This is a genomic window from Gemmobacter caeruleus (assembly GCF_008271655.1).
Taxonomy (GTDB): domain Bacteria; phylum Pseudomonadota; class Alphaproteobacteria; order Rhodobacterales; family Rhodobacteraceae; genus Gemmobacter; species Gemmobacter caeruleus.
Window position 1 is genome coordinate 45546 of the sequence record NZ_VKKX01000003.1, and the last position, 9486, is coordinate 55031.

Annotated in this window: 10 protein-coding genes and 1 pseudogene; 3 read left to right on the forward strand and 8 right to left on the reverse strand. The window is 60.8% G+C overall.

Annotated features, from left to right (window positions below):
- The 5 genes from FOA17_RS00940 to FOA17_RS00960 all read right to left on the reverse strand — a co-directional run bounded on the left by FOA17_RS00940 (position 1) and on the right by FOA17_RS00960 (position 3232).
- On the reverse strand, positions 1-1014 hold the full coding sequence (locus tag FOA17_RS00940) for a helix-turn-helix domain-containing protein (RefSeq protein ID WP_149139644.1): 1014 nt from the start codon (positions 1012-1014) through the stop codon (positions 1-3).
- Positions 1011-1406 (reverse strand): VRR-NUC domain-containing protein, encoded by a 396-nt coding sequence (locus tag FOA17_RS00945; RefSeq protein WP_149139645.1) that lies wholly within the window; start codon positions 1404-1406, stop codon positions 1011-1013. Before FOA17_RS00945 ends, FOA17_RS00940 begins: the two co-directional genes overlap by 4 nt.
- Positions 1403-1666 carry a hypothetical protein gene (locus FOA17_RS00950; RefSeq protein WP_113900834.1) on the reverse strand — a complete coding sequence of 88 codons (264 nt, stop codon included), beginning with the start codon at positions 1664-1666 and terminating at the stop codon, positions 1403-1405. The genes FOA17_RS00945 and FOA17_RS00950 overlap by 4 nt, the downstream gene beginning before the upstream one ends.
- Positions 1666-1914 carry a helix-turn-helix transcriptional regulator gene (locus tag FOA17_RS00955; protein WP_043133696.1) on the reverse strand — a complete coding sequence of 83 codons (249 nt, stop codon included), beginning with the start codon at positions 1912-1914 and terminating at the stop codon, positions 1666-1668. Before FOA17_RS00955 ends, FOA17_RS00950 begins: the two co-directional genes overlap by 1 nt.
- A 319-nt stretch (positions 1915-2233) precedes the next feature.
- Positions 2234-3232: a helix-turn-helix transcriptional regulator gene (locus tag FOA17_RS00960; RefSeq protein ID WP_149139646.1), complete on the reverse strand. Its 999-nt coding sequence runs from the start codon at positions 3230-3232 to the stop codon at positions 2234-2236.
- 274 nt (positions 3233-3506) lie between these two features.
- Here FOA17_RS00960 and FOA17_RS00965 point away from each other — a divergent pair, with 274 nt between their 5' ends.
- Positions 3507-4103 (forward strand): hypothetical protein, encoded by a 597-nt coding sequence (locus FOA17_RS00965; RefSeq protein ID WP_062562686.1) that lies wholly within the window; start codon positions 3507-3509, stop codon positions 4101-4103.
- A 15-nt stretch (positions 4104-4118) separates the two neighbouring features.
- Here FOA17_RS00965 and FOA17_RS00970 read toward each other — a convergent pair whose 3' ends face one another.
- A complete protein-coding gene (locus tag FOA17_RS00970) occupies positions 4119-5375 on the reverse strand; it encodes a tyrosine-type recombinase/integrase (protein ID WP_149139647.1) in 1257 nt (418 codons plus the stop codon).
- Positions 5376-5875: 500 nt separating this feature from the next.
- Between FOA17_RS00970 and FOA17_RS00975 the strand changes: the two genes are divergently transcribed.
- Positions 5876-7114, forward strand: coding sequence for a hypothetical protein (locus FOA17_RS00975; protein ID WP_149139648.1), 1239 nt, complete (start codon positions 5876-5878; stop codon positions 7112-7114).
- A 73-nt stretch (positions 7115-7187) separates the two neighbouring features.
- Positions 7188-7667 carry a GNAT family N-acetyltransferase gene (locus tag FOA17_RS00980; RefSeq protein ID WP_203232241.1) on the forward strand — a complete coding sequence of 160 codons (480 nt, stop codon included), beginning with the start codon at positions 7188-7190 and terminating at the stop codon, positions 7665-7667.
- Between the two features lie 892 nt (positions 7668-8559).
- On the opposite strand, the gene FOA17_RS00985 is transcribed toward FOA17_RS00980, so the two are convergent.
- A complete protein-coding gene (locus tag FOA17_RS00985; protein WP_476729688.1) occupies positions 8560-9066 on the reverse strand; it encodes a hypothetical protein in 507 nt (168 codons plus the stop codon).
- A gap of 84 nt (positions 9067-9150) precedes the next feature.
- Positions 9151-9285 (reverse strand): annotated as a pseudogene (locus tag FOA17_RS20420) (competence protein CoiA family protein); the annotation flags it as partial.
- Between the last annotated feature and the right edge of the window lie 201 nt (positions 9286-9486).

Genomic DNA, 9486 nt, shown 5'->3' on the forward strand with positions numbered 1-9486 from the left:
TCACCGCACCCCGCGCTCGCGCAGGCGCTCAGGCGTCACCAGCCCCCGGGCCAGCATGGCGTCGCGCATCGTGTTGCTGATCGCGCTGACCGGCAGGTAGCGGTCGGAGTTGACCAGATCGGCGTAGAAGGCGGGGAGGTCGGTGATCGGTTTTGCCGACGGGGCAGAGGCAGGGGACGCTTTGGGCTTCCGGTGCTTCCGCCCGGCATCCTCGACCTTGCGCCCTGCTGCACGCTGCATGGCGCGGTCCAGCGCCTTCGGTCCATCGGGCGGTTCGGGATGCTCCTCGCGGCTGGCCTCGGCCGTCGCAATGATCTCCGCCTCGGTCAGGCCCAGTTCGTCGCGCCAGCGCTGGACGTGCAGCCGCGGTGGCCAGCCTTGCCACCAGCCGGGCAGGGCGTCGGGGTCAAGGCCGAGTGCTGCGAGCAGGTCCCCGAAAACCTCATCGGAAATCGTCTCGCGCGCCTGCGCGCCCTCCTCCTCCTTTACTGGTTTACTTAGAGGTTCCCTTACAGGGTTAGTGTCCGAATTCCGGACACGGCTTTCGGGATTTTCCGGACACGGCTCGGCCGGAAAATCGGACACGGCTCCGGCGTCTTCTCCGTGTCCGAAATCCGGACACGGCAGGGCGTCGGCCATGCCGTCGACATCACAACCATCGGCTTCGTCGAGGCTTTCCGCGGCGCCGTCGTCCCCGTGTCCGATTTCCGGACACGGCACCACAGCCACGGGTGTGAAGCCCGGCTCGAACCCCAGGATGTAGCGGGTGGGCAGCTGGCGCTTGGTCACGGGGTCGAGCCGCGGCACCCGCCGCAGCAGGCCCACGGCCTCGAGCTGGCCAAGGTGATCGTTCAGTGTGGATCGGCTTATCTCGCAGTCGTGCGCCAACCGGTCCTGCGAGGGGAAGCAGCCGTAATCAGGGTTGAACCGGTCGCAGAGGTGCCAGAGCACGATCTTGGTCGTGGGCTTCAACCCGCGCTGCTTGATGGCCCAGTTGGTGGCCTCGTGGCTCATGGCGCGGGCCTCCGCGGGGCAGGGGCGATGCGCGTGGTGAACCCATGGTCCGCCAACGCGCCCAGCGCATCGTCAAGGCTCCGCACTAGCGCCCAGCCGAACCCCTGCGCCAGAACGGCATCGCGGAACGCCTCCTGCTCCGGCCGCAGCCGCCCCTTCGGCGCCTTCAGCTCGAGGAACAGCACGCGGCCGTCGCAGATCACCATCAGGTCGGCGAAACCTGCATGGACGCCCATACCGACAAGGATCGCTTGGCGCTTGGCCCCGCGGGGCCCGGCTTCGGTGACCTCATTGGCGCAGTGATGGATGATGGCCGAGCGGGGCAGGGCGATGCGCAGCGCCTGCACGACGGCGCGCTGCAGATCGGCCTCGGGGGTGCCACGGCGCTTCATCGGCGGACCTCTGGGTCGAGGGCCTGCGCGCGCCGATGGCGCGCGGGGCATCGGGCCTCGATGGCGAAGAGCAGGGCCCGCGCATCGCGGCGTTCGCGTTCCGACTGGCCGTGGGTGGTCAGCACCTGACAGGCGAGGCGGACGAGGTGATCGGAATGTCGTGCGACATTGGCGACGACGGTGCGCGCCTCGGCCAGACGCTGCGCGCGCCAGGCGGGATCGACCGCAGGGCGCCGGGCGGGGCGATGCGGGGCGGCCATCAGCGCCGCCCCCGGGTTTTCGGCGCGGGGCGGACCTGTTCTTGCGCGCGGATCCAAGCCTCGACCGAGGTGCGCCGATAGAACACCTTGCGCCCGATGCGGGTGCAGGGCGGGCCTTCGTGGCGGGCTTCCCATCGGGCGAGGGTGTCGCTGGCAACGCCCAGCTCACCCGCAAGTTGGTCGCGGCTGATCCAGTCCGCGAGAAGGTTCAGGGGCTGGCCCTCGGGGGCAGCGGTCGTGGTCTGCATCTCGTACTCCCATCCAGATCCCGGTCGATGCCGGAGACGGGGCGAGGCAAGCAGAGCGATGGGACCGGAACCTAGGCGGAGACCGGAACAGGCCTGGCAAGGGCCATTCCGGCCCAAGTTTCATTGGGGATTACTGGCCTGACCGGAATCCGGAATTGCAGATGCGCCCAGCGCTATTCCGCCATTTCCGGTGATTGTCGGCGCGTTGATTCTGCTGATCAGCGCGGATCGCCGCCTCGAGCCGCATTCATCGGCAGAAGGCAGGGAATCTGGTCCGGAAGCGGGCATCGGCCGTTCCGGCGCTTCCTGCGGTGTGGTGTCAGGGCAGGGCGGGGAAGTCCGGTCGGCGGTGCGCCTCGACCATGGCGCGCAGTTCGGGCGGTGAGATCACCTCGACGGTGTCACCCCACTGGTAGAGGTGCCAGGCCATCTCCAGCCACCCTCCGGCGGTGAAACGGACGGTCAGGCTGCCGTCGGCCTCGGTCGTCACCTCCTGGTCAGGATGAAACAGGAAATCCCGCGCGACCGGCGCCGCCGCGGGCGCGAACCGCCATTCGACCGGGGCAAGCTCTGCCTCCGAATGGAACGACCCAAAGGCGCGCGCGGCATGGGCGCGCAGGTCGAAATCCGGATCGCGCTTGAAGGACGATGGCAGCAGCTGGGCCTTGCGGATCCGGTCGAGCCGGAAATGCCTGTAGGTCGTTCCGTTCCCGATTTCGCGGGCGATAAGATATCCGCGCATGCCGAACAGGACGCCATAGGGTTCGATCTGCCGCGTCCGCGGGCTGGCGTCCTGCGCCCCGGCATAGTCGATTTGCATCGTGAACGGTCCCTTCAGTGCCGTTTCGATGGCCCCGAGGATCAGCGGGTCGTACTTGGCCCGGGGGCCGGGGCGGCAGGCATGGCCACGGGCTTCCAGCACTGCCTCAGCATCCGCCTCGGCGCGGCGTGCGTGGGAAGACGGCATGGTGGCCAGAAGCCGGTCCCGCAGCGACGTCAGCGCCGAAACCTCGGTCAGGGCACCGTCCCGCTCGGCCCGGCGAATGCCCATCTCAAGTGCCGACAATTCGCTGTCGCGAATGCCCTGCCCATGGAGCAGTTTCTGTTCGTTCAGCTTCCACCATTTACGCCGGTCCTTGTCGATGCGGATCTCGACCATGGGGAAGGCTGCCTCCAGCGCCTTGGACATGCGCTGCGCGGTGCGCAGGTTCACGCCGAAGGTCTCGGTGATCTGCACCAGGCTGATCCCGTCCGCTTGCGCGGCCGCCACTTCCGCCAGCCGCATGATGTCGATGGCTTTACCCAGACGCTTGTTCACACTTCTTGATCCCTGACCGAACCTGTCAGGGTGAGATAGTGCAAATTCGCGCGAAAGGCGAGTAGCCTGAACCTGTCAGATCAAGGCGATTCCCATGATCCCCAACGGCCAATGACGGGCAATCAGCCCGAACAATAACGCACGCCTGTGGGAGGGGCGGGGAAATGGTGCCGACATCCAGATACGCGCCGACAAGTCTCTGTTTGCAAACAGCATCCCTGCCGCATGCCTTTCTGACCTGGGTTTTATCGATTGCAGAAAGGAGACCGCCGCGATGAACCTGCCGCCCCGCCCGTTCTATTCCCTGACCGAGATTTCTGCTCGCTGGGGTTGCACTGCTGCCGATGTCGCCGGGTGGTCCGCGACCGGCCTTCTTTCGCTGAACACCAGCATCGCCTCGGTCATCTGCGGCAGGCAGCCCGTGGCGGGAATCGTGCAGGTGAGCGCGGCCGACATGATGCGGATGTTTCGTCGCCATGGGCCGAGCGATGAGGAATGCCGGGTCTACCGGATCCGGCTTCCGGGAACCACCGAGTGGCAGTTCATCACCGACCCGACCGATGGAGTGCTGGTGAAGATCACCGACCTGCTGCTTCTGGCCGACGAGGTCCACAAGTTCGAGGACGAGCGCGATCTGCTGCGGCGCCCGGCATCGCCGCCGGGATCCGCGCCGCGCTACGATTGGGACGGGGTGAACCTGATGCTGTTCCGCCGCATCAACGAACGGGGCCTTCCTGCGACGCAGGGCGAACTGATCAACGAGGTGCAGGACTGGTTCGCCCAGAACTCGCCCAACGGCGACATCCCCGAGGAAAGCACCACGCGGAAGAAGATCGCGCCGATCTGGCGGGTGCTGCGCGAGCGGGACTGACCGGCAGGGCGGCGATCAGGCGCTTTTCTGCTCCTGGTCGGCGTCATGGACCAACTGCGGCCGCGGCCGGAAAATGCTGGCGACTGCATTCACCCCGTGGCGGAGGGGCGAGTCCATCAGATGCGCATACCGCTGGGTCGTCGTCATCTGCGAATGGCCCAGCAGCTTGCCGATCATCTCGAGCGAGGCCCCGCCGCTGACAAGGAGAGACGCGAAGGTATGGCGCAGGTCGTGGATTCGCACACCGGGCAGGTTTGCCTGCTTCTGGATCCCGACCCAGAACCGGCGGATTTCCTTGACCGGCTGGCCGGGCGTGTCGCCGGGAAAGAGCCACGGGTTCCCCCGCGGCACCAGCAGGCTGCGCTGGCGGACGATGGCGGCGACGTCGTCGGAAATCGGGATGCGGTGGATCTTGCGCTGCTTGGTCGTGCTGGCCGGTTTCGACCAGCTGAGCAGATCGAGGTTGAACTGTTCGAACCGCGCCTGCCGAACCTCACCCACCCGGGCGCCCGTCAGCATGCAGAGGCGGATGATCCCGGCCGCGCGCTGATCCTCGCATGCGTCCAGCACCTTGGCCAGACGGGCGATCTCCTCGAGCGACAGGAACCGTTCGCGCTCCGTCTCGATCCGGCGGCGAAAGCCGCTGGCCGGGTTGTCGGTGCGCATCCCCCACTCGATGGAGAGCGAGAACATCTTGCGCAGCACCTCGCCCACCCGGTTGGCGCGCACCGGCGTGGGTTTTGGCCCCTGCAGCTTGCGGGCCCGGTTGTTGGGCTTCGCCTTCGACGGTCGGGCCCGACCCGCGGCGATCTTGTTCAAGAGCTTCTCGACATCGGCCTTGGTGATTTCCGTCACCAGCTTCTTGTTCCAGTCGGGGCCGACCAGCTTGTGCATGATGGTGTGATGGTCGGCCGCGCTGCGGGGCGCGAGGTTGGGCGTGTGTTCCGCCAGATACCGTTCGATCAGATCACTGATCCGCGGCGCCTCCCGGGCAGCCTGGCGCTGGCTCAGGGGATCGCCACCCTCGTCGATCTCGCGCCGCAGCTGCTTGGCCCGCTCCCGGGCGGCCGTCGCGGTCCATTCCGGCCAGCGCCCGATCGTCATCCGCCGCTGGCGCCCCGCAACCCGGTAATCCAGCGTGAAGGCCCGGTTTCCGGAAGGGTAGATGGTGACCGAAAACCCCCGCACATCCGTGTCGAAGATCTGGTAGTCCCGCCCCAGGTTCGCCGCCTCGCGGACGGTTTTCTCATTCAGTTTCAGCCTCTTGACCATGCATCGCTCCATCTTGCTCGTCCCGACATGAGGCGTGGATTCGCGCCTGGATCAAGGCAAGCATGGCGGGAAGACCGGAAAGGAGGCGGAGACCGGAATTGCTCTAGCCACAACCTCTCCGGACTTGCAGAAGTCGACGTCAACGCCAACACTTATCCATGCAACTATGGCCCTGTTGTTGTCGGCTTTGGCCCGGAGCCCGCGGAGTTATGTTGTGAAAATGTACATCGGTCGGCGCTCCGCTGCGACTAGGTCCATTAAGGTGCGTGAAGTGAATGATGGTCTTCGCTTCCGAGGTAGCAATAGTTGCGCCAAAGGTCGTCTGATACGGAGTGGGTCGCTGCATCTCGCACGAACGAAGAAGTTGAAGGTGAAATCACTGCAGGTTGTGCGCTGCGATCGTCGCGTCTAGAGTGAAGCGTGGGGCCAAGGTGGCAGTGCGCATTCACGGCTCGGAGCCACTCTTTGTGGTTGCATAGATCTTGGCAGGATTGAGAAAAATGGGTGGGACGCTTGCACTCTGGTACGATGAGCGCGAAACGGGCGCCGAGATAATTCGTGACGCGCAGCGAATTCTCGGGATTGAACAAAGTGGTATTGTTCGGCCAGAAGTCGAGCTACATTTCAACCTATGGCGCGATCTTAATGCATCCCTTGAAACAAACTTTCTTGATGTCGGAATTAGAGTGCGAAGCTCATTCCAGCAAGTTAAACAGTTTTATTTGTATGTTCCGCGCCGAATAGGGAATGATGATCTTCAAGATCTGAGCCAAATGCTAAAGTTCGGTCAAACTCTAGATGCGGTGTTCAATTCAGTGGTTGCTCTAGGGGATCAGGGAGATCGATACTATAGAACGGTCGAGTCTGGGCGTCACTTCACAACCGTTCACTCCGTAGATTTTAGGCTGAACGGTGATGTCCGTGTAGAAAGCCTCGAGAATGATGATGGCTCCACTGGTTCATTGATCGTCTTTACGGAGGGCTTGTGCGCGCGGCTTCGGCAGCAGCAATCTGAGGGCTGCATAAATTCCTATATTCGTTTTCGTCTTTATCTCAAGGGGGATGCGTCTGAGCTGTTTAGCCAAGAGGTCAATGTCAATGATAAGTTTACAGTACCGATAATTGGTCGCCTAGAGCTCACAGAGTTTCGACTAAATGAGAAACGCAGCTATCCAACCAGAATTGCAGAACTGGCTAGAAATGGGCAGTTCTACGTGCGGCAGATCCACTATTTCTTGATTAGAGACCTGCGCTATGAACTTACGATGCAGCACAAACAGTTTCGTAAAGTTCGTAGGCTGGAGGGAAAGCTCTGGCGACACTATTTGTTGCGGAACGGTGGCAGTGAGAGTGTTGCAGAATATGAACGTCTAGCGGATAGGATGGTTATCTATCACTGGCGGGAGGATGCTCAGGACAACAGGCCGGTCGAGGACTTCGTAGCATTTGCAAGTTTCCGAGCTACTTCCCGCAACATTTGGCTCTATCTTATCTTCGCGGTTCTACTAGGCGCATTCGGCAGCACGCTGGCCGTTGGGCTCGCGAATCTCGTGAATTGGTCGCGAGCCGGAACCCCGGTCGCACCGCCTGGATGGGAGGGGTGGCTGATGCTCGTCGTCCTCCTCCTTGTCTCCTTGCTCGTCCTGCGATGGGCCGGATGGGGCGTTCTTGGTTTGATCTCCCGCGGGGTCGCGTGGTGCAGGGCAGGCTATGCCAAGCTCTTCAGGCGGCTCAGATGATGGCTCCGAAAGTGTCTTCCCTAATCACGCCCACATGTTGTAGGAAGAAGTCATGAGGACCCTAAACCACTGCATGGCATCATCTGTAGAGCGCGCGGCCGGATCCACGGACGCGTTCGCAGTTCCGCTTTTGTCCATCTGGTGCGAGCTCCGTCACCTTGAAGCCGTCTATCCAGGCTTTAAACATTGGTATTGGGGCAAGGTTGTGCCCGGAGTCGCCCTAGGAAGTCGGCGTATATTTACTTCGACCTACAATGGTCGAATTAGTGGCATCGTGATCGCAAAACGCGAGAGTGAGAAGAAGATCTGTACTGTTTGGGTTCCATCAGAATTCCGCGGCCGGGCCATTGCGCGTGAGCTGATGGAAAGTGCGATTACTTGGGTGGGAACTCCACGGCCGCTGTTCACAGTGCCGGATGGGCGGATGTGCGAGTTTTATAAGCTTGTCGATTTTTTTGATTTCGAACATCGTGAGACAGTAACCGATTTCTATGGTTCTGGGCGTATTGAGCACGTTTTCAATGGGGCTCTGACGCCGCCGGTTCACGCTTGAATTCTTTGAAGCCAGTTTGAGAGCGACTCAGTATCTCCAGATTGGACCAACAAGAACGGTATGCCTAGGCGAACTGCCTGCGACCTAGAGTGTTCAATTTCTCTCTCTTGAAGAAGTTCTAATTCCGCTTGTGATATGTTTGGCCTGCTTGCCGCGCGTCGCCTTTCAATGATCCGGTCTCTTGTATCATGGATTGTTGCAATGCCGTACGGGGCTAGATCGTCGAACGCTTCATCTTGGATCGGAAAGGGCTTCGCATCTAGCTCTATAACTGCGTGCCCGTCGAGGAGCACTCTAGGCGAATGCAGAAGCCCTCGGCGACGCAACTCTTTGGCTAGCGCCAATTGGTTTTCCCAGGCAGACGTTGTGTCGAGGTTGACTAACGGGCAACCTATGTCCCGAAGCACGCTGCTAGCAACTATGTGCTTCCATTTTGGCTCGCGCTTAACTAGCGCGGAGATGGTCGAAGTCTTGCCAGAGCGAGAAGCGCCGGTCACGAGGAACATACTGTCTCTCTCTAAGATAACAAGTTGCGCGCAGCGCCTGATGTTTGCCACGATGGCTCGTCTGTCAGGCCCTAGAAATCGAGATTAACGCTTTGTCAGCTTCACCTCAACACCACCTCAACCACAGGAAGCAGCCCGTTGGCGCTTTCTGGGGGCAAAGCACGCTGAAAGCCTCCTGATGTCGCCGAGTGGTGAAGGAGTCTCTGACGGAAACCCAGAAAGGTTCGCTAACATATTGATAAAAAATATTTTTCGATTATGGCGTCGTTCGGCTCATAACCTGAAGGCCGCAGGTTCAAATCCTGCCCCCGCAACCAGAATATTACAACGATATCAAGAAGTTACGAGCCGTCCGCAAGGGCGGTTTTTTGCTTGCGCATTTTGTGTCAACACCATGTCAACGTTTTACGAGCGCCGTACCAAGCGGGCGTCAGCCCACGCTGTGGGACACTTTCAACGTGCTCGTAGCGGAAAATGCTGGTGGGGAGTGAGCCTGCCAACAATGCGGAAACGAACTCTTCCTTGGCAATCTTTGTCGCGTACTTGCGCCAGACGTTCGTGATTGGAGGAACACACCAAACATGATCGTCGTGGAAGTCTAGGAAGACAAGCTTAGTGCTCTCGTCCCAACGTCGAGTAATCTGAGGTACCCGCCAATTGAATGGGACCACGTCCTGCCGGGGGCCCGACCGCTCGTGAAACCGAATCTGCGCAAAGAAATCCAGGTCACGCTTTAAGCGTCGTCCATCCACTACCCAGATCAGATTGTCATAGAACGATTCACGCTCTCGCCGCTCGACTGTCGAAAGATGCGAATGTTGGAACTCGACTACCAATCCTGTTTCCGTTTTGATGTCGGCCACATGGCGCGTGCCGTCTACTGATTGCACCATTGTTTCGCGCCATGCTGCTGGAAACCGATGCTTCCAAGATCTGTGCCACTCGGTTTCATTCTCGTGCCAAAGATCACAGTGCTTCCTGCCCTTATGCGCCCAATGCCAAATCCTGACTTCACCACATTTTGTGGTTACCGCAGCTCTGCAAATGGGACACTGCCCGACAAGATTGCGTTGCGGAGTCGTTCTTTCGCCTCCAACGAGTGCATATTCCAAAGCTTCTTATCCGTATGGTCATCGCCCGATAACTGAGCCCAAACTGGCTGTCTGCTGTCAAGGCCGCGTGTAAGGGTAATCCCCCCATTTTTAACGGGGTGCATCCGTAGAATTCACGCGGCCATTTTCAATTTCTGTGCGGGTGTGATGCCGCCGATGCCCATGTTCGGGCGGTCGTTGTTGTAAGTCCAGAGCCATTGC